Origin of the sequence: Janthinobacterium sp. (assembly GCF_031995485.1) — a bacterium.
GTDB lineage: Bacteria > Pseudomonadota > Gammaproteobacteria > Burkholderiales > Burkholderiaceae_D > Janthinobacterium.
This window is the reverse complement of the sequence record NZ_DAMAGB010000046.1, coordinates 35,699-60,932: the sequence shown is the minus strand read 5'-3', so window position 1 is coordinate 60,932 and position 25,234 is coordinate 35,699. Positions and strand designations below refer to the sequence as shown.

Annotated in this window: 23 protein-coding genes and 1 tRNA gene; 14 read left to right on the top strand and 10 right to left on the bottom strand. The window is 62.0% G+C overall.

The window, feature by feature from the left end; translation table 11 throughout:
- Window positions 1-68 precede the first annotated feature (68 nt).
- A complete protein-coding gene (locus RTQ46_RS21750) occupies window positions 69-809 on the bottom strand; it encodes an AAA family ATPase (protein WP_312439673.1) in 741 nt (246 codons plus the stop codon).
- Window positions 810-1,003: 194 nt separating this feature from the next.
- On the opposite strand from RTQ46_RS21750, the gene thrC reads away from it, so the two are divergent.
- The 5 genes from thrC (at window position 1,004) to RTQ46_RS21725 (ending at window position 6,574) form a co-directional block, all read left to right on the top strand.
- Window positions 1,004-2,494, top strand: coding sequence for a threonine synthase (gene thrC / locus RTQ46_RS21745; protein ID WP_312439672.1), 1,491 nt, complete (start codon window positions 1,004-1,006; stop codon window positions 2,492-2,494).
- Entirely contained in the window at window positions 2,494-3,717 is a 1,224-nt protein-coding gene (gene glp, locus RTQ46_RS21740; protein WP_312439671.1) for a gephyrin-like molybdotransferase Glp, read from the top strand. Before thrC ends, glp begins: the two co-directional genes overlap by 1 nt.
- 11 nt (window positions 3,718-3,728) lie before the next feature.
- Window positions 3,729-3,986, top strand: coding sequence for a molybdopterin converting factor subunit 1 (gene moaD / locus RTQ46_RS21735; protein ID WP_312439670.1), 258 nt, complete (start codon window positions 3,729-3,731; stop codon window positions 3,984-3,986).
- A gap of 257 nt (window positions 3,987-4,243) precedes the next feature.
- A complete protein-coding gene (locus RTQ46_RS21730) occupies window positions 4,244-4,537 on the top strand; it encodes a hypothetical protein (RefSeq protein ID WP_312439669.1) in 294 nt (97 codons plus the stop codon).
- Between the two features lie 12 nt (window positions 4,538-4,549).
- A complete protein-coding gene (locus RTQ46_RS21725) occupies window positions 4,550-6,574 on the top strand; it encodes a PQQ-binding-like beta-propeller repeat protein (protein WP_312439668.1) in 2,025 nt (674 codons plus the stop codon).
- 101 nt (window positions 6,575-6,675) lie between these two features.
- Here the strand turns inward: RTQ46_RS21725 and RTQ46_RS21720 are convergent, their stop codons facing one another.
- Window positions 6,676-6,903 carry a hypothetical protein gene (locus RTQ46_RS21720; protein ID WP_312439667.1) on the bottom strand — a complete coding sequence of 76 codons (228 nt, stop codon included), beginning with the start codon at window positions 6,901-6,903 and terminating at the stop codon, window positions 6,676-6,678.
- Between the two features lie 133 nt (window positions 6,904-7,036).
- Between RTQ46_RS21720 and RTQ46_RS21715 the strand changes: the two genes are divergently transcribed.
- From RTQ46_RS21715 to RTQ46_RS21705, 3 genes are all read left to right on the top strand, one after another.
- Window positions 7,037-8,278, top strand: coding sequence for a TIGR03862 family flavoprotein (locus RTQ46_RS21715; protein ID WP_312439666.1), 1,242 nt, complete (start codon window positions 7,037-7,039; stop codon window positions 8,276-8,278).
- A gap of 87 nt (window positions 8,279-8,365) precedes the next feature.
- On the top strand, window positions 8,366-8,701 hold the full coding sequence (locus RTQ46_RS21710; protein WP_312439665.1) for a PadR family transcriptional regulator: 336 nt from the start codon (window positions 8,366-8,368) through the stop codon (window positions 8,699-8,701).
- Window positions 8,698-9,240 (top strand): DUF2812 domain-containing protein, encoded by a 543-nt coding sequence (locus RTQ46_RS21705; RefSeq protein WP_312439664.1) that lies wholly within the window; start codon window positions 8,698-8,700, stop codon window positions 9,238-9,240. Before RTQ46_RS21710 ends, RTQ46_RS21705 begins: the two co-directional genes overlap by 4 nt.
- Before the next feature lie 3 nt (window positions 9,241-9,243).
- On the opposite strand, the gene RTQ46_RS21700 is transcribed toward RTQ46_RS21705, so the two are convergent.
- From RTQ46_RS21700 to hpnC, 6 genes are all read right to left on the bottom strand, one after another.
- The gene (locus tag RTQ46_RS21700) at window positions 9,244-10,050 is read right to left on the bottom strand and encodes a head GIN domain-containing protein (protein ID WP_312439663.1); all 807 of its coding nucleotides are present in this window, start codon (window positions 10,048-10,050) and stop codon (window positions 9,244-9,246) included.
- Between the two features lie 11 nt (window positions 10,051-10,061).
- Complete coding sequence (locus RTQ46_RS21695; RefSeq protein WP_312439662.1) at window positions 10,062-10,859, bottom strand: HAAS signaling domain-containing protein; 798 nt, start codon at window positions 10,857-10,859, stop codon at window positions 10,062-10,064.
- A 45-nt stretch (window positions 10,860-10,904) separates the two neighbouring features.
- Window positions 10,905-11,066: a hypothetical protein gene (locus RTQ46_RS21690; RefSeq protein ID WP_312439661.1), complete on the bottom strand. Its 162-nt coding sequence runs from the start codon at window positions 11,064-11,066 to the stop codon at window positions 10,905-10,907.
- 142 nt (window positions 11,067-11,208) lie between these two features.
- Window positions 11,209-12,564 (bottom strand): hydroxysqualene dehydroxylase HpnE, encoded by a 1,356-nt coding sequence (hpnE, locus tag RTQ46_RS21685; protein ID WP_312439660.1) that lies wholly within the window; start codon window positions 12,562-12,564, stop codon window positions 11,209-11,211.
- Window positions 12,565-12,568: 4 nt separating this feature from the next.
- On the bottom strand, window positions 12,569-13,402 hold the full coding sequence (gene hpnD / locus RTQ46_RS21680; protein WP_312439659.1) for a presqualene diphosphate synthase HpnD: 834 nt from the start codon (window positions 13,400-13,402) through the stop codon (window positions 12,569-12,571).
- Between the two features lie 46 nt (window positions 13,403-13,448).
- Window positions 13,449-14,321 (bottom strand): squalene synthase HpnC, encoded by an 873-nt coding sequence (gene hpnC, locus RTQ46_RS21675; RefSeq protein WP_312439658.1) that lies wholly within the window; start codon window positions 14,319-14,321, stop codon window positions 13,449-13,451.
- Between the two features lie 297 nt (window positions 14,322-14,618).
- On the opposite strand from hpnC, the gene RTQ46_RS21670 reads away from it, so the two are divergent.
- The 3 genes from RTQ46_RS21670 (at window position 14,619) to RTQ46_RS21660 (ending at window position 19,111) form a co-directional block, all read left to right on the top strand.
- Window positions 14,619-15,761, top strand: a complete 1,143-nt coding sequence (locus tag RTQ46_RS21670) for an efflux RND transporter periplasmic adaptor subunit (RefSeq protein ID WP_312439657.1) — start codon at window positions 14,619-14,621, stop codon at window positions 15,759-15,761.
- On the top strand, window positions 15,758-18,847 hold the full coding sequence (locus RTQ46_RS21665) for an efflux RND transporter permease subunit (RefSeq protein WP_312439656.1): 3,090 nt from the start codon (window positions 15,758-15,760) through the stop codon (window positions 18,845-18,847). The genes RTQ46_RS21670 and RTQ46_RS21665 overlap by 4 nt, the downstream gene beginning before the upstream one ends.
- A gap of 181 nt (window positions 18,848-19,028) precedes the next feature.
- A tRNA-Leu gene (locus RTQ46_RS21660) sits at window positions 19,029-19,111 on the top strand.
- Window positions 19,112-19,181: 70 nt separating this feature from the next.
- Here RTQ46_RS21660 and RTQ46_RS21655 read toward each other — a convergent pair.
- Both RTQ46_RS21655 and RTQ46_RS21650 read right to left on the bottom strand, forming a co-directional pair.
- Entirely contained in the window at window positions 19,182-20,750 is a 1,569-nt protein-coding gene (locus RTQ46_RS21655) for a hypothetical protein (protein WP_312439655.1), read from the bottom strand.
- 17 nt (window positions 20,751-20,767) lie between these two features.
- Window positions 20,768-20,950, bottom strand: a complete 183-nt coding sequence (locus RTQ46_RS21650; RefSeq protein WP_312439654.1) for a hypothetical protein — start codon at window positions 20,948-20,950, stop codon at window positions 20,768-20,770.
- A 605-nt stretch (window positions 20,951-21,555) separates the two neighbouring features.
- Here RTQ46_RS21650 and tig point away from each other — a divergent pair.
- The 3 genes from tig to clpX all read left to right on the top strand — a co-directional run bounded on the left by tig (window position 21,556) and on the right by clpX (window position 25,072).
- Window positions 21,556-22,896: a trigger factor gene (tig, locus tag RTQ46_RS21645; protein WP_312439653.1), complete on the top strand. Its 1,341-nt coding sequence runs from the start codon at window positions 21,556-21,558 to the stop codon at window positions 22,894-22,896.
- 86 nt (window positions 22,897-22,982) lie between these two features.
- A complete protein-coding gene (clpP, locus tag RTQ46_RS21640) occupies window positions 22,983-23,600 on the top strand; it encodes an ATP-dependent Clp endopeptidase proteolytic subunit ClpP (protein ID WP_409518361.1) in 618 nt (205 codons plus the stop codon).
- Between the two features lie 203 nt (window positions 23,601-23,803).
- Window positions 23,804-25,072: an ATP-dependent Clp protease ATP-binding subunit ClpX gene (gene clpX, locus RTQ46_RS21635; RefSeq protein WP_312439652.1), complete on the top strand. Its 1,269-nt coding sequence runs from the start codon at window positions 23,804-23,806 to the stop codon at window positions 25,070-25,072.
- Window positions 25,073-25,234 lie beyond the last annotated feature (162 nt).

Sequence of the window (25,234 nt, the reverse complement as noted above, 5' to 3'; positions counted from 1 at the left end):
AACGGCATGAGGGGATAATACAAGGTCGGATTAGGCCGCAGGCCGTAATCCGACACCACCACGCACTGTCACTCCTCCTCGAACAACTGCTCCAGCCTCCGCGGATAATTGTTCAGAAAATCGCGCGTTACGGCGTAGTGTTCGGTGTCCTCGTACGCCACCTGGTGGATGCCGCCGCCCGTAAACATGAAGATCTTCGCGTGCGGGTAGGCCAGCAGGATAGGCGAATGGGTGGCGATAATCAGCTGCGAATCGTCTTCCACCAGTTGGTGGATCACCGACAGCGCCGCCAGCTGGCGGCTCGGCGACAGGGCCGCCTCCGGCTCGTCCAGCAGATACAGGCCTTTGCCGCGCAGCTTGTTGATCATGGTGGCCATGAACGCTTCGCCGTGCGACTGCGCGTGCAGCGACTTGCCGCCGTAGCTTTCCAGGTATTCCGGCATCTCGTCCATATACGTGGCGACATTGAAAAAGCTCTCGGCGCGCAGGAAGTAGCTGTCGTTCGGTTTCTTGTAGCTCTTGCTCAGGCGCAGATGTTCATGCAGGCCCGAGACGCGGTCCGAATCGTGGGCGATGCGCACATTGCGCGTGCCGCCATCCTTGCCGAAGCCCAGCGCCACGGCCAGCGCTTCGAGCATGGTGGACTTGCCGCTGCCGTTCTCGCCCACGAAGAATGTCACGTCGCGGTGAAAGTCCATCTGCACGAAGTCGCGGATGGCCGGTATCGTAAACGGATACGAATCCAGGTCGGCCACCGCGTCGGGCCGCAGCGCGGCGCTTTGCAGATAGGGCTTTTTGCTGATGCTCATCGTGTCTCCTGCGCAAGGTTGCTCATTGGCTATGGTGCAGAGTGTGGCGCAGATTGCACGCGGACGCCAGCCTTCGCATGGGCTTTCTTGACCTGCGGCCGCGTGCGATGGCGTGGCGAGGGCGGCTGGCACTATAATGTCGGCTCGTTTGCCATTCATTTTCACCGCTCTCAGCTCAACTGGACTCTACTCTCATGCACTATGTGTCTACCCGCGCTGATAAAGCGCCATCGCAATCGCAGCAGTTGCAACAATTTTCCGACATTCTCCTGGGCGGCCTGGCTCCCGATGGCGGACTGTATCTCCCTGAACACTATCCGCAAGTCAGCGGTGCCGAGCTCGATGCCTGGCGCACATTGTCGTATGCCGACCTGGCGTACGAAATCCTGAAGAAGTTCGCCACCGATATCCCGGCCGCGGACCTGAAGGCGCTGACGGCGAAAACCTATACCAAGGCGGTTTACCGCAATGCCCGCGCTGGCGACAACGCCGCCGACATCACGCCGCTGCGCGTGCTCGAAGAAAACATCGTCAAGGGCGGCTCGACCACCCTGATCCTGCAAGCCCTGTCGAACGGCCCGACCCTTGCCTTCAAGGACATGGCGATGCAGCTGCTGGGCAACCTGTTCGAATACACGCTGGCCAAGACCGGCGCCGAACTCAATATCTTCGGCGCGACCTCGGGCGACACCGGCAGCGCGGCCGAATACGCGATGCGCGGCAAGAAGGGCATCCGCGTCTTCATGCTGTCGCCGCACAAGAAGATGAGCGCCTTCCAGACGGCGCAGATGTTCAGCCTGCAGGACCCGAACATCCACAATATCGCCGTCGAAGGCGTGTTCGACGACTGCCAGGACATGGTCAAGGCCGTTTCGAACGACCTGCCATACAAGGCAAAACAGAAAATCGGCACCGTCAATTCGATCAACTGGGCGCGCGTGGTGGCGCAGGTGGTGTACTACTTCCGCGGCTACCTGGCGGCGACCACCAGCAATGACCAGAAAGTGTCGTTCACGGTGCCGTCCGGCAACTTCGGCAATATCTGCGCCGGCCATATCGCGCGCATGATGGGCTTGCCGATCTCGAAACTGGTGGCCGCCACCAACGAGAACGACGTGCTCGACGAATTCTTCCGCACCGGCGTGTACCGCGTGCGCAAGTCGTCCGAGACCTATCACACCAGCAGCCCGTCGATGGATATCTCGAAGGCCTCGAACTTCGAGCGCTTCGTGTACGACCTGGTGGGCCGCGACAGCGCGCGCGTAAAAGCACTGTTCGCCAAGGTCGATACCCATGGCGGCTTCGACTTGTCAGGCAAACCGGGCAGCGACGGCGACGAATTCAAGCTGGTGGCCAGATATGGCTTCAAGTCGGGCAAATCGACCCACCAGGACCGCCTCGACACCATCCGCGACGTGGCCGACGATTACGGCATCACCATCGACACCCACACGGCCGACGGCATCAAGGTGGCGCGCGAGCACCTGGAGCCGAACGTGCCGATGATCGTGCTCGAAACCGCCCTGGCGGCCAAGTTCAACGAGACCATCCTCGACGCGCTGGGCGTGGATGCGGAACGCCCGGGCGGCTTCGAAAATATCGAGGATTTGCCGCAAAAATTTGTGGTAATGACCACCGATGTGGCGAAGATGCAGGCGTATATCGCCGCGGCGACGGGCCTGTGATGGCGGATACCGCTGAACGCAAACCCATGCTGTCGGTGGCCGAGGCGCTGGCCTTGATGTCCAGCGCCTGCCGGCCGCTCACCGAAGTCGAGCTGGTCGATACCATGCAGGTCAATGGCCGCGTGCTGGCGGCCGCACAGACGTCGACCCTCAACGTGCCCGAGCGCGACAACACGCAGATGGACGGCTATGCCGTGCGCGCGGCCGACTGCGCCAGCGGCGCGGCCAGTTTGCCGGTGTCGCAACGGATCGCGGCCGGCCACGTGGGCCAGCCCCTGCAGCCGGGCACGGCTGCGCGCATCTTTACCGGTGCGCTGATTCCGGAGGGCGCCGATTGCGTGGTGATGCAGGAGCAGTGCACCTTGATTGACGGCGTGGTCACCATCAACCATGTGCCGCACGCGGGCGAATGGGTACGCCGCCAGGGCGAGGATATCCGCGCCGGCGGCGTGATCCTGGAAGCGGGCCGCCGGTTGCGCAGCCAGGAAATGGGCCTGGCCGCTTCGGTCGGCCTGGCGCAGCTGCCGGTGCTGCGCCGCCTGCGCGTGGCGATGTTTTCCACCGGCGACGAGCTGGCCATGCCGGGCCAGCCTTTGCTGCCGGGAGCCGTCTACAATTCGAACCGCTTCACCTTGCGCGGGCTGCTGGAAAATCTTGGCTGCTTCATCACCGACCTGGGCATCGTGCCGGACACCCTGGAGGCCACGCGCGCCGTGCTGCGCCAGGCGGCAGACGGCCATGATCTGATCCTCACCTCGGGCGGCGTCTCGGTCGGCGAGGAAGACCATATCAAGCCGGCGGTGGAAGCGGAAGGGCGGCTGAACCTGTGGCAGATCGCCGTCAAGCCCGGCAAACCGCTGGCATTCGGCGAGGTGCAGGAGGCATTCTTTATCGGCCTGCCCGGCAATCCCGTGTCCAGCTTTGTCACCTTTTTGCTGTTCGTGCGCCCGTTTATCCTGCGCCTGCAGGGCGTGACGGGCAGCGTGGCGCCGCGCAGCTACCGGCTGGCGGCCGCGTTCGAGCGCGTCAAGGCCGACCGCCGCAATGAGTTCCTGCGCGCGAGGGTCAACGGCGACGGCGAGCTGGAACTGTTTGCCAACCAGAGCTCGGGCGTGCTGACCTCCACCGTCTGGGGCGATGGCCTGATCGACTGCCCACCGGGCCTGTCGATCGCGCGCGGTGACATGCTGCGTTTTATCCCGTTCAATGAATTGTTGTACTGAAGGAGCAGGGCGTGAAGATACAGTTGCGGTTTTTTGCCAGCGTGCGCGAGCTGGTGGGGGCGGGACAGGAAGTGCTGGCCATTCCTGATGCAGCAGCTACCGTCGGCGACGTACGCGCACTGCTGGTGGCGCGCGGCGGCAGCTGGGCCGAGGCGCTCGGCGAAGGCAGGCTGCTGCGCATGGCGCATAATCAGCTGATGTGCAAGGCTGATACGCCGCTGGCCGATGGCGATGAGGTGGCGTTTTTTCCACCGGTGACCGGCGGCTAGTCTTGTGTTTTGTGCGCCGGCCGCCTGCCGGTGCGCTTTCCTCTTTGCCTTGGTGCAAGTTCAAGCCGGCCGGAACGTTTTATAACGTGTTTCCCTGCAGACACAAAAAACGCTCATGGTGCCAGGGCCCGAGCCTGATTTGCCGGGCTCGCGTCCGCTGCTGGTCGAAGCATGGCGCCCTGTCGCCATCCCGTTTGCATGGCACGGCAATATATGCGGCAGTGGCAGATTCGGCACGCTGCACAGGCTGCATCCGCATGCCTACCGTCCACCGGCAACATGCGCGAGGCGGCGATGTGTTCGGTCACCATACGGCGCTGGCCGTCGATCCGGCCAATTACCCTGAAAACCGATTTTTAGCGTGCATGTTTTCCATTGCTGCAGTCGCAGTGAAACGAATACGAGCGAGGGCGACATTGTCTGCCGGTACGGTGCGGTTCGATCGCTATTTGATTGCCAACTTGTTTATTGAAGAAAATGTAAATCCAGGTAAAGAAAAGAATTGTATATTTCTTAAAGGAAACGCTAAAATTGCATTCCTTTCTTTTTAAAAAATAAACATAATGAGTGCAAAGCAGACTTTTGCCGCTTTATTGGCCAGTACGATGGTCCTGTCAGCCTGCGGCGGCGGCGGTGGCGGTGGTACGGAATCGCCCAATGCCAGCAACCCTTCCTCCGGAGGCACTCCGGCCGCTGACCAGGGTTGGCTGACCTTCTCTCCCAGCCCTGTCAAAGTGGACGCGGTGCAGGGGCAATCCACTGCGTTTGCAATCGCTGCACACGCCAGCAAGGCAATTGCCCAGAATTTCAATATCGGTATTTTTGAAGATACCGGCTTGATCACGACAGAAGTGAATGTCAGTGGCGGCGCCACCCAATTTGACTACAATGCTGTACTGCATGTAAGTCCATTGCTGGCGGCCGGCACCCGCAGTGGTACTTTGGTGGTCAGGTTATGCGAAGATGACCCGATGACTTGCAGCAAACCGATCAGTGGATCGCCATGGAGGGTGCCGCTGACAGTCAATGTCACTGCACCGACCTCGGGCCCGACCCCGCCAACTGATCCGACATCGCCAACCACGCCGGTCACGCCAACGACACCTGTCACGCCAACGACACCTGTCACGCCCCCTGCGCCGGCGCCGGTCAGTTTGCAGTTCAGCAAGCCAGCGTATGACGCCAGTTTTACACAAGGCGAGCCAACCACGCTCAATCTGATGGCTACCAGCAGCCGCGTCATCGAAGGCGAGGCGAAGGTGGGCGTATTTGAAAAAACAGGGCTGCTGACCAGCGGCGGCGGCAATCTTCAGCCTGCAGGTCAACAGACTTACAGTATCAGCCTGCCGTTGAACGGGAACCTCGCTGCAGGCCAGTACAACGGCACGCTGGAAGTCCGGGTATGCCAGGATGATCCGTCGATTTGCAGCAAGCCGGTCAGCGGTTCGCCGTGGAGCCTGCCACTGCGCGTGAATGTCACCCCAACCATCAACCTGAAGGCGATGACTGTGCTGCCGGGCGTGCCAGCGTGGAGCACTCATCAAGGGAACGCCGGCCACACTGGTGCCATCGCCGCCACCGTCGATCCATCGGCCTTTACGCGCCGCTTCAATCTGCCAACCACGGATCAGTACGCAAGCACCATTGCTGCTGACGGCAATGTCATCTATGTCGTGCGCAGGAGCAGAGCCAGTTCTGTCACCTGGACGCTGCAGGCCATCAGCGAAAGCAGCGGCACGGAACTGTGGCAGGCCAATCTGGGCAACCTGTATAACGTCAACCCGCCGGCGGCGGCGAACGGCAAGGTGTATCTCACTTCCACCGGACACGGCGATTCCTATATGTGGATATTCGACCAGGCGACCGGCGGGCTGCTGGCGAAACAGGCAATGTCGTCGCAGTGGTCGAATTACATGGCGCCGACCATCTATAACGGCAGCGTCTACTCGAACTATGGCTACTACGGCGGCATGGCCAAGTACGACGCCACCTCCGGCGCGCAACAGTGGACTGCTTCGCTGGCGCAGTACGACGGCTGGACGCCAGCCGTGGACAGCCAGTACGCTTACACCTATGTCGGTGGTGTTTTCTCTGCCGTCAACAACGCTACCGGCAAGATTGAATACAGCGTAACGGACCCGGCTTTCGACTGGCGCGGTTGGAGCGCCAGCAGCTCCGTTGTGCTGGGCAACGGCATGTTGTATGCCACGGAGGGGGGGCGCCTGACGGCCTTGAATCTGGCTACGCGCGCCATCAGCTGGTATGTGCAGGGCAACGGGGCGACCGGTCAACCGGCACTGAGCGCCCAAACGCTGTATCTGTTGCACGCCAACGGCACGGTGCTCGAAGCGCGTGATCCCGCTTCAGGCTCGGTGCAGTGGGTCGCCAGCCTGGGAGGAAAATACAATCAAGTCGTCGTCACCGGCAACCTTGCTTTCGTCAGCAACGCCAGCAATACCCTGGCTGTCGATCTGGGCACGCGTCAGGTGGTCTGGTCTTATCCGCTGGGCGGGACGCTGGCCATCTCCCAGCGCGGAGTACTGTATATCGTTGCCCCGCAAAAAATCGCAGCGGTGAATCTGAAGTAAAGTAACTGCGGAACGCGTTGCCATCTTCGTCAATCATGTCTTATGACGATAAGATGCGCGACGCGTTACGGGATGCGCATCATCCGTGATGCTGAGCAAGCCTATGCCTTCGGCTTGCCCTCATCCCCACACATTGCGCACTGCACCGCCTTGCGGTAGCGCCAGTATTTCGAGCCGATAAAGATGGCCGAGGCAAGCAGCGACCAGGCCAGTGCGCTCAGGACGTCGGCCTGGCTGGTGGTGCCTTTGCTAAACTCGACGACCACCAGAATAATGAACAAGATACCGCTGGCCAGCAAATAGCGGGAAATCCAGAAACCTGCGCCCATCGTCTTCTCCTGTGTGCGTTAACCGTGATCAATGACGCTCTGACTGTCGCAGTATGCATCAATTCGGTGGCCAACTGCCACTGCTTGGCCTTAAGTCGACTAAAATGCCGGGGTTTTCTTTCGCAGCTTTTTTATGTCCAGCACACCCACTTTACGCATTGCCGTGATCGGCGGCGGTCCCGCCGGCCTGATGGCGGCCCAGGCGGCGGCCGAACGCGGCGCGCAGGTCGACCTGTTCGACGCCATGCCGTCGGTCGGCCGCAAATTCCTGCTGGCCGGGCGCGGCGGCATGAATATCACGCATGCCGAGGGGTACCAGTCCTTTGTCACGCGCTATGGCAGGCAGTCGCACCGGCTGCGCCCTGCGCTCGACCAGTTCGGCCCGCAGCAGGTGCGCGACTGGGTGCATGGCCTGGGCGTGGACACCTTTGTCGGCTCGTCGAACCGCGTGTTCCCAACCGACATGAAGGCGGCGCCCTTGCTGCGCGCCTGGCTGCACCGGCTGAGGGAAAGCGGGGTGCAGTTCCATATGCGCCACCGCTGGACCGGCTGGCAGGATGGCCAGCTGGCGTTCGATACGCCCGAGGGCCAGCGCCTGCTGGCGTTCGACGCCGTGATCCTGGCGCTCGGTGGCGGCAGCTGGGCGCGGCTCGGTTCCGACGGCGCGTGGGTGCCGGTGCTGCAGCAGCAGGGGGTGGCGGTGGTGCCGCTGGCGCCAGCCAATTGCGGCTTCGACGTAGCCTGGAGCGAACATTTCAGCAGCCGCCATGCGGGCGAGCCGCTGGCCACCGTGGCGATCACGGCGAAAGATCTTGATGGCCTGGTCATCAAGCGCCAGGGCCAGTTCGTGATCACTACCGGTGGCGTTGAGGGTAGCCTGATCTATGCGCTGTCGGCGGCGCTGCGCGAGCAGATTGCGGCCGATGGCAGCACCACCATCTGGCTCGACCTGGTGCCCGATTTCAGCGCCGAACGCGTGTTCGATGAAGTAACGCGCCCGCGTGGCGCGCGTTCGATGTCCAGCCACCTGCAAAGCCGGCTCGGCATCAAGGGCGTCAAATCGGGCCTGCTGCGCGAATGCATCAGCGCCGCCGACTTTGCCGACCCCGAAAAACTGGCGCGCGCCATCAAGCTGCTGCCGGTAACCCTGCTGCGCCCGCGTCCGATCGATGAAGCCATCAGCAGCGCCGGCGGCGTCGCATTCGACGGCATCGACGGCAGCATGCTGCGCGCCATGCCGGGCGTGTTCGTGGCGGGCGAAATGCTCGACTGGGAAGCGCCGACAGGCGGCTATCTGCTGACAGCCTGCCTGGCCGGCGGCAAGGCTGCCGGCGAGCAAGCTGTTGCGTGGCTGGATACATTCCGCTCTCCATAATTGTATTGACAATAAAAAACCGCATGCGCTAATATCGGGTCTCGCTATATCGACTTTCGATATAGCGAACAACGATATAGGAGCGTCATGGACGATATCGATTTTTCGCGCTACCTGCCCTTGTCCGAGGCGACGTTCTACGTGCTGGCCTGCCTGCACGAACCCTTGCACGGCTACGCCATCATGCAGAAGGTCGATGCGCTCAGCGAGGGCAGCGTCAGCATCGGACCCGGCACGCTGTACGGTGCCTTCGCCACGCTGGAAAAGCAGGGTCTGGTCGTCAAGGTCAGGGAGGAGGAGCGGCGCAAGGTATATGGCATGACGGCGCTGGGGCGGCGCGTGCTGGCCGAGCAGTCCAGGCGCCTGGCCATCATGGCCGCCGCCGCGCACAACACATTGGCACTTCGGGGAGAGAACGCATGAGCGCAGCGATGGACGGACAGCGGGTAAGGAAATTCAAATGGTGGTGGGCGTGGCAGGATGGCATGCATGAAAAGTGGTTGCAGGCACAGGCGCGCCAGGGACTGCACCTGCGTGCCACCGATCCGCTGGGCGTGATGATGAGCTTCGAGCGCGGCGCGCCGGCCGAGATGGCGTATCGCTGGGACTATCCCGGTATCAATGCCGATCCCGCCTACACGCAGCTGTTTGTCGATGCGGGCTGGGAGCGTGTGGTGGACGTGGCTGGCTGGCGCTGCTGGCGCAAGCCGGTGGCCAACGGCAAGACTCCGGAAATTTTCACCGATGCCACTTCGAAGGTCGGCAAGTACCGGCGCAATCTCGGCTATGTACTGTTGGCCGGCCTGCCGCTGCTGCTGGTGGTGGCCATGCCGGCCTCGCGCCAGGCCATACTGGCCGAGCCGCGCGTGGCGGTGGTGGCAGGCCTGGGCCTGCTGATGGTGGCGTATGGCGCTGCCGGATTGCTGCTGCGCATACGCCAGGTGCGGACAAAGCGGGCGTAACGCCTAATGCCAGACAATGTCCCCGGACCCCGTGCGCTGCGCGTCGCGCTGGCGCGGGTTGCCGTGCACATGGATGTCGCCGCTGCCGCGCAAGGTCAGCCGGGCGTTGTCGCGCACGAAGACGGTGGCCTGGCCCGAGCCCTGGACGCTGACGGTGGCCGTGTCGGACGCCAGGTGTTCGGCATCGATATCGCCTGAACCGCTCAGCTCGCTGTTCAGGACCCTGGTGTTGCCGCTGGCGTTCAGATTGCCCGAACCGATCAGCTCCAGCGAGATCTTGTCGCTGTTGCCGGCATTGATGTCCAGATTGCCGCTGCCGTTGACGGACGCTTCCACTTCCTTGTAGCGTCCCGTGAAGCTGATATCGCCCGAGCCACCCAGTTCCAGCGTGAACTTGTCGCCGCTGAAGCCCGTGATGCGGCTGCTGCCATTGCCATGCACTTCGACGCCCGTCAGCGCGGGCAGCACCAGTTCCACCTGCAGCGGCTGCTTATGGTGGAACAGCATGCCTTTCGGACCGATATGGATGGTGGCGCCGTCCACGGTGGTGTCCACATTGGCCAGCAGGCGCTGCTCGCCGCTGACTTTCAGCGACGGCGTGGCGCCACGGCGCAGGGTCAGGTCGATCGGTCCGCTCAGGTCCACATGGGTGACCGTGGCGGGGATGGTGCGGGATTCGGCGCGTAACGCGCGGCCGGCGGAACTGCTGGGGCTGCTGATGCCCTTGGCGCGCAGCGCCGTATAGGACATCGCGATCAGGACCAGGGCCAGCACGAACATGGACAGGCCAACTTTGAACAAGCGTTTCATGGCGGGCTTTCTTAGTGACCTTTGAGCAGGGAAACATTCATGGCGATATAGCGGCGCAGGCCGATCAGCGTATAGCGGCTGACGACCAGGCTGAGCAGGAACAGGGCGATGCCGCCCAGCACCATGCCCATGCCGAAGACGGATTGCGTGGTGCGCGCATCCTGGTCCAGGTCGGTGGAGATATGGATGCCGCTGCCGGCCAGCGCCTCGGCCCGTTCAATCATGCGCGAGGAGGCGGGCGGCGCGTCCGGCGTGCCTGACGGCTCGGGGGGGCGCTGGACCTGGCCTGGCAGGTGATCGACTTCGATGCCCGTGACGCCGATCGTGATGCGGGTCTGGCGCCGGTCGTCGCCTTCGCCGCCATCGTCGTCATGAACCAGCATGTAGCGCAGCGGGCCGTCAAGCACCAGTTCGTTGGCGCCCGACAGGCCGCTGGCCGTGATCGCGATGCCGGCAAGATAAAAGCTCAGGCTCACGGCATACAGGGTGGCCAGCAGCGCCCCGTAGACGGCGGCGGGTATCACCATGAACAGGTTGAAGATGGCCAGGCCGGCGAGCGAGACCAGCAGGCGCAGCAGGTTGACCGGGGTCTTTCTGAGTTCGAAGGCCTGGCGTTGCGTATTGCTGCGCAGGGTGAGGGCGATTTTTTTCGGGTCACCGAGCTCATGCGCAATTTCCGGCGCGCTGCGGCCGGCCGCCAGTCCTTCATTGAAGGTCTGTTCATAATAGCTCATGGTTTTGGCGACCAGGTCCGGCGGGAGGCCGCTCAGCGCGCGCCGCAGCGCGTCAAGGTATTCCTGTTGATGCATGGTGTGTTTCCTGTGCAATGTTCTTGCTGACTATGCCGAGACTGCTCAGCCAACTGCCGGCAGCAGCATGCTGGCCTGGCTCAGCATCAACGGCGCGTGCTGCGCCGGATGGCCCTGCTGCGTGCCGGCGACGACCGCCATCGCCGCCGCCACGAAAGCAAGCAGCAACAGGGTTTTGCAGGCGGTTTTGAAGGGCGTCGTTTTCATGATGGTGTCCGTGCTCGCTGGTTTGTCGATGATCAGACTGTATCCAAACGCTGGCCTGCGCACCAGTGCGGTGCGACAGGATGCAATTTTCAAGGAGCCAGCGACGCCAGAGGGCGATGCACGGCGGGTTGCGCCGGCTTGCTCAGTGCGACCTGGCCGGGCGCAGGAGTGCGGCAGCCTGCACGCCGCTGCGTACCGCTGCCTCGATGGTGGCCGGATAATGGCTGGCCACATCGCCGCTGGCGGTATAGTCGCCGGCCAGCACCAGGCCCGGCAAACCGCTGGCGTTGCCCGGCCGCTGCAGATCGGGCGTACAGGCAAAGGTGGCGCGTTTTTCGGTAATTACCTGCGTCCAGACAGGTGCCGCCAGCTGCGCCATGTCCAGCGCCTGCGCCAGTTGCGCCGCCACCGCCTGCGCCAGCGGCCCATGGCCCTGCGCGGCCGCCGCGCCCGAGGCGCTGATGACGACCGCCAGCAGCCCGCCCTGGCGCGCATCGAGCTGGCCCCGGTCGAACACGAACTGGCCCCAGTGCGCCAGGTCCGGTGCGTCAAGCAGGGCGTAGAACGGCAGGCCGAGGCGCACGCTGGCGTCGTATCGCAGATAGCAGGTGGTGATCGGTTCGTACTCGAAGGCCTGCAATGTCGCGACGACATCGTCGACAGCCGGCGCCTGCAATCCTTGCAGCAGGGTGGCCGCCTGCATGCAGGAGGTCGCCAGCACCACGCCGTCATGCGTCCCGGCGCCATTCACTTGCCAGCGGCCATCGGGCTGCTGCAGCAAGGCTTCCACCTTGCTGCCCAGCATGACTCGTCCACCCTTGCTTTCCACATAGCGGATGGCCGCTTCGGGAAACAGCGCGCTCAGGTCGGTTTTCGGGATCAGCATGTCCGAGGCGCTGCGCTTGCGCGCGCCCAGGCTGTCGCGCAGCACATTGACAAACACCCGGGCCGAGGCGCGCTCGGGCGCGGTATTCAGGGCCGCCAGGCAAAGCGGACGCCACATCAGGCGGATCAGGCGGTCGGTCTGGTCGAAGCGTTCCAGCAGTTCGCTGACCGTGCAATCGTTGTACAGCTGCCAGCCCATCCAGCGCATGGCGCTGGAAAAGCGGATCAAGGCCACCTTGTCGGCGCGCGCCAGGCCGTGGGCGCGCAGCAGCGCCCACGCCAGGTGCAGCGGCGCCGGCCAGCGCGGCGCGACAAAATCCATGCCGTCACTGCCGGCCGGATAGCGCATCTGCAAGGGCAGGTCGAGAATCAGCTCGCGCGGGTCTTGTGCGGCCAGTTTGAGCAGGCGCAAGGTTTCGGTGTATGCGCCCAACAGGATATGCTGGCCGTTGTCGAATACCATGTCGTCGCGCTCGACACGGCGCGCCCGCCCGCCGGGCGTGCGGGCCGCTTCGTGGACGGTAACGCGATGGCCGGCGCGCGTCAGTTCCATGGCGGCGGCGCAGCCGGCCCAGCCGCCGCCAATGACGGCGAACGACAGGGGTTCAACCACAGGCTTAGCCACGAACCCAGGTCTTCCAGGCCAGCCACAGTTTGCGGATCGGTGTCAGCGAAATGCGCTGCGTGAGCACATGGTAGCCGTCGCGCTCGACTTCGTTGAGCACGGTGCGGTAGATGGCGGCCATGATCAGGCCCGGGCGCTGGGCGCGGCGGTCTTCGGCAGGCAGCAGCGCAAACGCGTCGTCGTAGGCCTGTTGCGCGCGCGCCACCTGGAAGCGCATCAGCTTTTCAAAGTTGTCCGTATGGCGGGCGTTCAGCAGGTCGGCCGCCGTGACATTGAATTGTTGCAGTTCGCTGATCGGCAGGTAGATGCGCCCCTTGCGTGCATCTTCGCCCACATCGCGGATGATATTGGTCAGCTGGAAGGCATGGCCCAGTTTTTCCGCGTACAGCAGGGTTTCCGGGCGGGTCGCGCCAAAGATGCTGGCCGATAAAATGCCGACCACGCTGGCAACGTGCCAGCAATAGCGGCTCATGGCCTGGTAATCGAGGTAGCGGGTCTGGTTCAGGTCCATTTCCATGCCGTCGATAATCGCCTGCAGATGCTTTTCTTCCAGCTGGTAGACGGCCAGGTGGGGCTGCAGCGCACGCATCACGGGATGCGTGGGGTTGCCTTCGTACATGGCCTTGACTTCCTTGCGCCACCAGACCAGCTTGGTACGTGCCACGTTCTCGTCCGTGCAGTCGTCCACCGTATCATCGACCTCGCGGCAGAACGCATACAGGGCCGTGATCGCCTTGCGGCGTTCGGCCGGCAGGAACAGGAAGCTGTAGTAGAAGCTGGAACCGCTCTGGGCGGCCTTTTGTTGGCAATATTCGTCGGGAGACATAGTCAGAAGAGCAAGGGTTACAGATCGAAGCCGCTATTCTATCGTCTTACAGAGTGGGCGACGGGGGAAATAGCTGGTTTACTTGAGCAGCCTGGGCCACGCTTTTGCGCGACATGCGCATGGCGCGCCACAAAATGACCAGCCAGTCGCGTTTGGCGAGCGTCGGCCGGCGGCGGAACACGTCGTAATTGACCGCTTCGATCAATTCCAGGATGCGCAGTCCGCCCTGTATTACCAGCCGCAGTTCCCAGCCGATGCGTCCGCGCAGGCGCAGAGCCAGCGGCGCGCCGGACAGCATCAGCGCGCGCGCACGCGCCACCTCGAAACGCATCAGCGCGCTCCATTTGCCATGCGCCTCTGGCCGCTCGAAGGCGGCCGGCGAAACGGCAAAGCGCGCCAAATCCTCCATCGGCAGGTAGATGCGTTCCTTCTCGCGGTCGATGGCAACATCTTGTAAGAAATTAATTAGTTGCAAAGCAGAACATATTGCATTCGAATCGCGTACATTCTCTTCATCGGCGGCCTTGTACAGGCTCAGCATCAGCAGGCCGACCGGATTGGCCGAGCGGGCGCAATAGTCGAGCACATCGCCATAGCTGGCGTAGCGCGTGGTGACCACGTCCTGTTTGAAGGCAGACAGCAAGTCGTAGAACGGCTGTATCGGCAACTCGAAGCGGGCGATCACGCCGGCCAGGCGCACGAACATGGGATCGGTTTCAGGTTCATGGCGTTCGATGCGTTGCAGCGCCGCCTCGTAGGCGTGCAGCGCGGCCAGCCGTTCGGCGGGCAGCGCGTCGCCTTCGTCGGCCAGGTCATCGGCGCTGCGGGCAAATGCATAGATGGCTTCAACCGCAGGCACCAAGCGGCGCGGCAATAAAACGGATGCGACGGGAAAATTTTCGTAATGGTCTACAGGCATGAACACACTTCTCAAGTCATGCATGGACGCCATGGGCGACCGATGCAAAGGCGACACAGTAAATAGTTATCGGCAAAACAAACACAAAATTAATGACGCATAAGTCACTAAAAAGATTCGGCACGATTATAATTACTAACCGGAAAGTCAGTAAGAGCAAATCGTCCTTGCCTGACTACCCCGATATTGTCACAAATTTAAGGATATTGCGTGAGAAAAAGTTTGGCTCCACCCAGTCGGCAAGCAAAAAGTTTCCTCATATAAAAATCTACAGCCCGCATAGTAAAGGAAAATACCTTGTTTGCCCTGAAAACCCTGCGCCGCGAGACCGGCGCCCCAGCTCTTCCTGCGCTGCGCCTTGTTGCCGCCGCCGTCCTTGTTGCCACCTTGGGCGCCTGTTCCAAACCGGCGCCCAAGGTGGAAGATGTGCGTCCCGTGCGCGCCATCGTGCTGGCCAGCAGCAATGTCGATGTCAATGCCGAATTCTCCGGCGAAGTGGTGGCGCGCGTGACGTCGCAGCTCGGTTTCAGGGTGGGCGGCAAGATCGTCGAGCGCAAGGTCGATGTGGGCGCTGTCGTCAAGCGCGGACAGGTGCTGATGCAGCTCGACCCGCAAGACCTGCAATTGTCACAGGCGCAGGCCAGGGCCAGCCTGAACAGTGCGGAAACCAGCCGCGACCTGGCACGCGCGGAACTGAAACGCTACCAGGATTTGCGCCAGCAGAATTTCGTCAGCCAGGCCGTGCTCGACAGCAAGGATGCAACCTACAAGGCGGCCCAGGCGCAGGTCGAAGCGGCGCAGGCCGTGTATCGCGGCCAGGCCAACCAGTCCGGCTATGCCAGCCTGGTGGCGGACGGCGACGGCGTGATCACGCGCATCGATGCCGAAGTGGGCCAGGTGGTATCGCCCGGCACGCCGGTGGCGGTGCTGGCACGCAACGGCGACAAGGAAGTGGTGATCGGCATTCCGGAAGACAAGGTCGACGCCATGCGCGGCGTGAAAAACGTGGTGGTGCGGCTGTGGGCCGATCCGAAACAGGCGCTGCCGGGCAAGATCCGCGAAGTGTCGCCGGTGGCCGACGCCGCCACGCGCACCTATCTGGCCAAGGTCACCATCCCCGATGCGCCGCAGGCGCGCCTGGGCATGACGGCCGTGGTGCAGTTCGCCTCGACCACGGCCACGCCACAGATCCGCGTGCCGCTGACGGCGCTGTTCAATGAAAAATCGCAAAGTTCGGTGTGGGTGGTGGAACACGGCGCCGTCAAGCTGGTGCCGGTGACCATCGGTGGCGTGGCCGGCAACGACTTGTTGCTGACGTCGGGCGTGAAGGAAGGCCAGACGGTGGTGACGGCCGGCGTCAACCTGCTCAAACCGGGACAGAAGGTCACCATCCTGGGTAGCGAGCTGGCAACGCCGGCGCCGGTGCGGAGCGCCAAATGAAGGGCGGCTTCAATCTGTCACGCTGGGCGCTCGAACATATACCGCTGACACGCTACCTGATGGCCGTGCTGCTGATCGGCGGCATGCTCAGCTATGCCAACCTGGGCCAGGACGAGGATCCGCCATTTACTTTCCGCGCGATGGTGCTGCAGGCTTACTGGCCCGGCGCCACCGCCTTGCAGATGGCCGAGCAGGTTACCGACAAGCTGGAACGCAAGCTGCAGGAAACGCCGTATATCGACGAGATCACCAGCTATTCCAAGCCCGGTGAAACCTTGATTTTGCTGGAATTGCGCGAATCGACGCCGCCCAAGGAGACGGCGGCTGCCTGGTACCAGGTGCGCAAGAAGATCGGCGACATCAAAAATACCTTGCCTTCCGGCGTGGCGGGACCGTTCTTCAATGACGAGTTCGGCGACACCTATGGCTCCATCTTTGCCCTGTCCGGCGACGGTTTTACCTATGCCGAGATGAAAGATTACGCGGACGATGTGCGCCAGCAACTGCTCGGCGTGTCGCAGGTAGCCAAGGTGGAGCTGTTCGGCGTGCAGGATGAAAAGGTCAATATTGTCTTTTCGCACAAGAAATTCGCCCAGCTGGGCATTCCGTTCGAGGCCATCGTCAACCAGTTGTCCGAACAGAACGGCATCAATGCCACCGGCGTGCTGGTCACGCCCACCGACAACCTGCAGGTGCGGGTAACGGGGGCGCTGGTCACCGTCAAGGACCTGGAAAACCTGGAGCTGCGCGCCAACGGCACCACCTTCCGCCTCGGCGACTTTGCCACAGTGAAACGCGAATTCATCGATCCGCCCAAGGACAAGATGCGTTTCAATGGCAAGGAAGTGATCGGCCTCGGTGTCTCGATGGAAAAAGGCGGCAATATCATCGAGATGGGCAAGGCCCTGCAGGCGACCGTGTCGCGCATGGAGAAAGCATTGCCGGTTGGCATACAGCTGGAACGCGTTTCGAACCAGCCGGCCTCGGTGTCGGCCTCGGTGGGCGAATTCGTCCATACGCTGATCGAAGCGATCCTGATCGTGCTGGCGGTCAGCTTTGTCGCGCTGGGCCTGCATACCAAGCCGCTGCGCATCGACGTGCGCCCGGGCCTGGTGGTGGCGCTGACGATCCCGCTGGTGCTGGCCGTCACGTTCCTGTTCATGCGCATGCTCGACATCGACCTGCACAAGATTTCGCTGGGCGCCTTGATCATTGCGCTGGGCCTGCTGGTGGACGACGCCATCATTGCCGTCGAAATGATGGTGCGCAAGATGGAGGAGGGCATGTCGCGCTTCGACGCGGCCACCTTTGCCTATACCTCGACCGCCATGCCGATGCTGACGGGCACGCTGATCACGGTGGCCGGCTTTTTGCCGATCGGTCTGGCCAAGTCGACGGCCGGCGAATACACGTTCTCGCTGTTTTCCGTCAATGCGCTGGCGCTGATCATCTCGTGGGTGGTGGCGGTAGTGTTTACCCCGTATATCGGCTACCTGCTGCTGAAGGTCAAGCCGCACGCCAACAACGACCATGAACTGTTCGACACGCCGAACTTCCGCCGGTTCCGCCGTGCCGTCACCTGGTGCGTGGAGTGGCGCAAGACCACCATCGTCGCCACGCTGGGCGTGTTTGCGCTGGGCATCTATGGCTTCAATTTTATCGAGAAACAGTTCTTCCCCGATTCCAGCCGGCCGGAACTGATGGTGGAACTGTGGTCGCCCGAAGGCACGACGTTTGCGGCGAATGAAAAGCAGGTAAAGAAATTCGAGGCATTTGTCAGCCGTCTCGACGGCGTGGAAAGCGTCACCAGCTATGTCGGCACGGGCAGCCCGCGTTTTTACCTGCCGCTCGATCAGATCTTCCCGCAGACCAATGTCTCGCAGGTGGTGGTGCTGCCGAAAAGCCTGGCCGACCGCGAACTGCTGCGCCAGAAGATCGTCAAGGTGTTCAAGCAGGATTTCCCGGAAGTGCGCGGCCGCGTCAAATTGCTGCCGAATGGCCCGCCGGTGCCGTATCCGGTGCAGTTCCGCGTCACCGGCACCGAAGTGGACAAGGTGCGCCTGATCGCCGACCAGGTCAAGGACATCATGCGCGCCAACCCGAACACGGTGGGCGTGAACGATAACTGGAATGAGTCGGTGAAAGTGTTGCGGCTGGACCTGGACCAGGACAAGCTGCGCGCGCTGGGAATCACGTCCAAGACCGTGATGCAGGCGGCCAATACCATTCTCTCAGGCACGGTGATCGGCCAGTTCCGCGAGGATAACAAGCTGATCGACATCCAGGTGCGCCAGCCACTGGAAGAGCGCAACACGATCTCGGTGCTGAACGACACGAATATCCCGGCCGCCAACGGCAAGTCGGTGACGATTTCGCAGATCGCCCGCGCGCACTTCGTGTGGGAGCCGGGCGTGGTGTGGCGTGACAAGCGCGAGTGGGCCATTACCGTGCAGTCCGACGTGGGCGACGATATCCAGGGCGCTACCGTGTCGACCCAGCTGGCGCCGCAGCTTGACGCCTTGCGGGCGAAATTGCCGGCCGGGTACCGGATTACCGTCAAGGGCGTGGCGGCCGACAGCGGCGAGGCGGAAGCGTCGATCGCGGCCAATCTGCCGCTGGCGATCTTTATCATCTTCACCCTGCTGATGCTGCAGCTGCACAGTTTTTCGCGCGCGTTGCTGGTATTCCTGACGGGGCCGCTGGGCGTGGCGGGCGCCGCGTTTGCCCTGCTGGCGCTGGGCCGGCCGCTCGGTTTCGTGGCCAACCTGGGCATTATCGCGCTGTTCGGCATGATCATCCGCAACTCGGTCATCCTGGTCGACCAGATCGAGCAGGATATCAAGGACGGCTCGACACCGTGGGACGCCATCATCGACTCGGCCGTGCGGCGCTGCCGTCCCATCGTGCTGACGGCCGCCGCTGCGGCACTGGCCATGATCCCGTTGTCGCGCTCGGTATTCTGGGGGCCGATGGCGGTCGCCATCATGGGCGGCCTGATCCTGGCAACGGCCCTGACACTGCTGTTCCTGCCCGCCTTGTATGCAGCCTGGTTCCGCGTCAGGAAGCCGGTGGCGCCGGTCAAGTAAGCCGTCACGGGGCGCTGCAGTAAAAAAGGCGGCATTCCTCTAGGAAATCCAGTAGAATGCCGCCTTTGCTCTGGCAGGTCCCGGGCCATGCAAGAGCGAGGTAGCCAGAATGCTCCCGAGTTGTTAGAATCGGGAGTGCCCGCTCCCGCAGTATGGGGGCATGGCAAAGCAGTACAAATACGCGGATGTGGTGGAATTGGTAGACACGCTGGTCTTAGAAGCCAGTGCTTCGGCTTGGGAGTTCGAGTCTCCCCATCCGCACCACCCAGGTTGTTCAACCTGATATGCAGAACACGGCAAAAAATACGGCGAAGGCATTGCCTGCCTCGGCAAGCTAGGCGCCCAGCGCGCCCAATGCGGCCAGTTGCCGGCTCGACTGCTGCACCATCTGCCTGACGATATCGTGCGCCTGCGGGTAGCCATCCTTTTTCAGATTTTCCTCCGACCTGTCCTGTGCCAGCGGCAACAATGCCTGCAACACCTGCCTGCGCGCCTGCGGCCAGTCCGGCATGCCCTGCGCGTCCGTGGTCCCGGTCACGGCGGCGAGCCGTTCATCGTCCTCGCCGAGTGCCTGCAGCGCCGCGCGCGCGGCGTTCACTTCCTGCCGTGCCTGCTGTGCCAGCGTGTCGGCATGCAGGATGCCAGGCCGTATCAGAAAAACGTCGAGCTTGCGGCTTTGCCGCGCATACAGGTCCAGCAGCAGGTGCAGGCTGGCGCCGGGAGGGCGGCGTTCGACATCGAGTTCATCAAGCACGGCCAGCAGCCAGTTGCTCATCTGCCTGCCCGCCGCACCGAGCACCGGCCAGCTCACCTCGCGCAATTGCTCGCCCAGGTAACGGGCGCGGTCGATCGCGCGCCGGCTGCCGCTCATGTGGCTGCCGATCGGGCCATACGTGCCGGCCAGCCGTTCTTCCTGGCGTTCGGCCTGCAGGCACAGCAAGGCCAGTTGCACATACACGTGACATGCCGCCAGCGTGCGGTGCGCATCCCAGTAATGCGAGCCGCTGTCGTCGGGCGCGTTCCATAGCGAACACACGCGCGACGCCTCGTCGCGCTCATAACCGGGGGCCAGCAGGCTGTGGCCATGGCGAAAGTCGTACAGCTTCTGGTGCAGCGCTTCGTGCAGCAGGTGTTCGGCCAGCCACCACGGGTTGCCGATCAGTTCCTGGTTCAGGAAGATGGCGCCGTTGACGCGGAATTGCGAACTGGACGCCTTGCCGCACCAGGTGCCGACCCTGGGAAACAGGGCCAGCAGCTGCACATGGGATAGCGCGCTGCGCGTCAGCCGGGGCAGCAGCGCGTCCAGCAGTTGCACGCCGCGCCTGAGCATCGCCATTTCACTGGCGCCGGGCGTGGACAGGGGCGCGCCATAATTTTCTTCCATCACGGCCAGGAAGGCTGCCGCATATGGCGTCGCTGGCGGCACGGCGGGCTGGCGCCAGACGTACGTCGCCTGCGCGCCATTGCCGTCCGCGCCGCCGGCCAAGATCGCTTCGGGCGGCAGGTGCGCCACCAGCGGCCCGCCCGGCCGGCATTGCCGCAGATGCTCTGCCGCCAGGCCGAACAGGGCGCCGCATTGCGGCAACGGCAGGCCATACGCGTCGCCGAGGGCCAGCTGGCGCATGGCGTGCTGTACCGCGCAGCGCAGCACGGTGTCGCCGATCAGCTGGCGCTGGCGCACGGCCGGCGTGCGGTCCAGCAGGTCGGCCAGCAGGCCCGCCTGGGGCAGCGCCGCGCGCAGCTTGTGCAGCCGTCTTCGGTAACTGACTGCCAGCCGGTCGCGGATATACAGGCTGTCGCCGAATGCCCGGTGCCGCAAGAGGGCGGTCTCGACGGCATCGAGCACGGCCGCATCGGGCGCCGCGGCACGCAGCTCGCTCAGGCGTGGTGGCGCTGCCTGCATGGTGGCGCCTCGCGCGATCAGGCGACCGTCGGGTGGTCGTGATCGTGATGGCCGTCGCCTCTCATGCGCAGCTCCATTTCGTCGACTTCGGTCTGAATCTTTTGCAGGTCTTCGTCGCTCACGCCGTCCAGTAAACGGCTGAGCACCATTTGCAGTTTGGCTTTGGCATTGCTGGAACCGCTGGACTGGCTGTCGCTCATGGCATTCTCCTCGGGTTTTCACGTCAAATACGCTTGGAGAGGGCGCCCGGGCTGGAAGTTTGCGTAAAAAATGGCCAGATTGAGGGAAATCAAATGATTTTTGCAGGAAAACTTCGCTGGTGCCGCATTTCTTTGTTTGGGGCGTGGCGGCAGATGACATATACTAATAGACGAAGCGGGCTGCAAAGCCCCGTTTCAGGCGAAAACAAGGAATGCCGGAAAAGCGGCAGCGGCAGGAGACAATCAGGTTGTGGCGAGCGATACGCCGCCGCCGGCATCTTCTGTGTCCGGGCCGCAAACCCGGGCCACTTTTCCAGGTCCTTTGTTATAATGCCACGCTTTACCGAATGAAGCCCGGCCCTGCGATTTACACATGAAGCAGTGCCGGACAGTCGGAGCCCTGCTGCAGTATTGAATACAGCGGATTGTCTGGTGCCTGGTGACTATCGCCGGGCAGACCGGGTCCATTACCCTGTGGTCAAGCTGCCGCAGATGAATATGCGAGCGAGTGAAGCTGGACCCATGTCTTGCCGCCAGTCATGGCGCAAGGGGTCGGGTCTTCTTTTCTCGCACCAACAGTGTTTATTTTTTGGACGATTTTTTACATGGCAACTGCAGTCGAAACCTTGGGCAAACTCGAACGTCGTATCACGATCTCCTTCCCGCTGACGGACGTCCGCACGGAAGTTGAGAAGCGCCTGAAAGTGCAAGCCCGTACGGCCAAGGCACCGGGCTTCCGTCCGGGTAAAGTGCCGTTGAAAATGGTCGCAGCACAATACGGCTATCAAATTGAATCCGAAGTGCTGAATGACAAAGTCGGCCGCGCGTTCAACGACGCCGCCAACGAAAACAATCTGCGCGTGGCCGGTTTCCCGAACATCGTGCCGAAAGAAGAAGCAGCCGAAGGCCAGCTGGCATTCGACGCGACGTTTGAAGTGTATCCGGAAGTCACCATCGGCGACCTGGCCGGCGTTGAAATCGAAACCGTGCAAGCCGAAGTGTCGGAAGCCGAAATCGACAAGACCATCGACATCCTGCGCAAGCAGCGCGTGCACTTCCACACCAAGGGCGAAGCTGGCGAACACGGCGACGGCGGCGAGCCGGTTGCCGCCAACGGCGACCGCGTGACCGTGGACTTCGTCGGTTCGATCGACGACGTGGAATTCCCTGGCGGCAAAGCTGACGGCTACGCTTTCGTGCTGGGCGAAGGCCGCATGCTGCCGGAATTCGAAGCAGCCACGCTGGGCCTGAAAGTGGGCGAGTCGAAGACGTTCCCATTGTCGTTCCCTGAGGACTACCATGGCAAGGACGTGGCCGGCAAAACCGCCTCGTTCACCATCACGCTGCAAAAGCTGGAATGGGCGCACCTGCCGGAAGTCGATGCCGAATTCGCCAAATCGCTGGGCGTTGCCGATGGCGACCTGGCCAAAATGCGCGAAGACATCAAAGTCAACCTGCAACGCGAAGTCGCTGGCCGCGTCAAGGCACGCAACAAGGAAGCCGTCATGGACGCGCTGGTCAAAGTTGCCGAGCTGGACGTGCCAAAAACGCTGATCGCGCAAGATTCGGACCGCTTGGCCGAAATGACCCGCCAGGACATGGCGCAGCGCGGCATGAACGTCAAGGACGTGCCTTTCCCTGCAGAGCTGTTCGCGGAAAAAGCCGAGCGTCGCGTACGCCTGGGCCTGATCCTGTCGCAGCTGGTCGGCGACAACAACCTGCAGGCCACGCCTGAGCAGGTCAAGGCGCAAATCGAAGATTTCGCCCAAAGCTACGAAGACCCGCGCGAAGTGCTGAAGTACTACTACAGCGACCGTCGTCGCCTCGGTGAGATCGAAGCCCTTGTATTGGAAGAAAACGTCGTCACTTACGTGTTGGGCCTGTCGAAAGTGACCTCGAAAGCAGTCGCTTTCGATGAACTGATGGGAAGCAACGCACAAGCGTAAACCAGTTGGCATCCGGATGCCGCGATCGGCCGCAAGGCCGGTGGCGGTGCCCTCTAACTGCTTCACAAGGAAATGAAATGACAGGTATGAACCGTAATCCAGCGCTGGACACACAGATGCTCGGCCTGGTGCCGATGGTGGTGGAACAAAGCGGCCGCGGCGAGCGCTCGTATGATATTTACTCGCGCCTGCTCAAGGAACGCTTGATTTTCATGGTCGGCCCGGTCAATGACCAGATGGCCAATCTGGTGGTCGCCCAGCTGCTGTTCCTGGAAAGCGAAAATCCGGAAAAGGAAATTTCGCTGTACATCAACTCGCCAGGTGGCTCGGTCTCGGCCGGCATGGCGATCTACGACACGATGCAGTTCATCAAGCCGGATGTGTCCACCCTGTGCACCGGGATGGCCGCTTCGATGGGCGCCTTTTTGCTGGCCGCCGGCGCCAAGGGCAAGCGCTTCTCGCTGCCGAACTCGCGCATCATGATTCACCAGCCGTCCGGTGGTTCGCAAGGCATGGCATCCGATATCGAGATCCAGGCAAAGGAAATCCTGTATCTGCGTACGCGTTTGAACGGCATCATGGCCGAGCGCACGGGCCAGTCGATCGAACAGATCGCCAGGGACACCGACCGCGATCGCTTCATGTCCGCCGACGAGGCTGTCGAGTACGGTTTGATCGACAAAGTGTTGACCAGCCGCGCTTGATGCGTCCCTACCGGTATTGCTAAGGTTGTAAGTAAACGCCCGGGCGCTCAAACGTTCGGGCGTTTCGCTTTTATTTCGGGTAGCATGGTGCTTGTGCATGCTTCTTTGACTTGCGCCATGGGTGCCAGCCTTACGGGATGGCCACCGCAGTCCCGGCCAGCGATTTTGCAATATTGTTAATGCAGTTCCAACCAAAATGCCTTATGTCAGACAAAAAATCCTCTAGCGGCGAAAAATTACTGTATTGCTCGTTCTGCGGCAAAAGCCAGCACGAGGTGAAAAAACTCATCGCCGGCCCGTCCGTGTTCATTTGCGACGAGTGCATCGACTTGTGCAACGACATCATCCGTGATGAAACGTCGAGCATCGAGACGGTGACCGGCACCAAATCGGACCTGCCGACCCCGCAAGAAATTGCCGCCATGCTCGATCAGTACGTGATCGGCCAGCAGACTGCCAAGCGTATCCTGTCGGTGGCGGTGTACAACCATTACAAGCGCCTCAAGCACCTGGGCAAGAAAGACGACATCGAACTGGCCAAGAGCAACATCTTGCTGGTTGGTCCTACCGGTTCGGGCAAGACCCTGCTGGCCCAGACCCTGGCGCGCATGCTCAACGTGCCGTTCGTGATTGCCGACGCGACTACCTTGACCGAAGCCGGTTATGTGGGCGAAGACGTGGAAAACATCATCCAGAAGTTGCTGCAAAGCTGCAACTATGATGTTGAAAAGGCCCAGCGCGGCATCGTCTACATCGATGAGATCGACAAGATTTCGCGCAAGTCCGACAATCCGTCCATCACGCGCGACGTGTCGGGCGAGGGGGTGCAGCAGGCCCTGTTGAAACTGATCGAAGGCACGATGGCGTCGGTGCCGCCGCAAGGCGGGCGCAAGCATCCGAACCAGGATTTCGTGCAGATCGACACGACCAACATCATGTTCATCTGCGGTGGCGCGTTTGACGGCCTGTCGAAGGTCATCTCGAACCGTTCCGACAAGAGCGGCATCGGCTTCTCGGCCAGCGTGAAAAGCAAGTCGCAACGCTCGGCCAGCGATCTGCTGCTGGAAGCGGAACCGGAAGACCTGGTGAAATTCGGCCTGATCCCGGAACTGGTGGGCCGCCTGCCGGTCATCGCCACCCTGGCGGAACTGACGGAAGAGGCGCTGATCCAGATCCTGGTCGAGCCGAAGAATGCGCTGATCAAGCAATACTCGAAGCTGCTCGACATGGAAGGCGCGGAACTGGAAATTCGTCCGGCGGCCCTGCATGCGATCGCCAGGAAGGCGCTGGCGCGCAAGACCGGCGCGCGCGGTTTGCGTTCGATTCTCGAGCACGCCCTGCTGGACGTGATGTACGAACTGCCGAGCCAGCAGAATGTGGTGAAGGTCGTCATCGATGAAAATACCATCACCAGCGGCGCCAAACCTTTGTTGATTTACCAAGAAACTGCCAAAGCCTCCGGAGAAAATTGAAAGCTGCCGTAACAAATGCATGAAAAGGGTTTTGATTCCTTAATGCATGGCAGTACAATTTAATTCAATGAGTGCAGGCTTCCATCGAAAAGCCACTCGCGGCACTTAGCTGCGCGTGGCTTTTTTATCATTGAAACTGCATTTATTACAGTCATGCGGGTG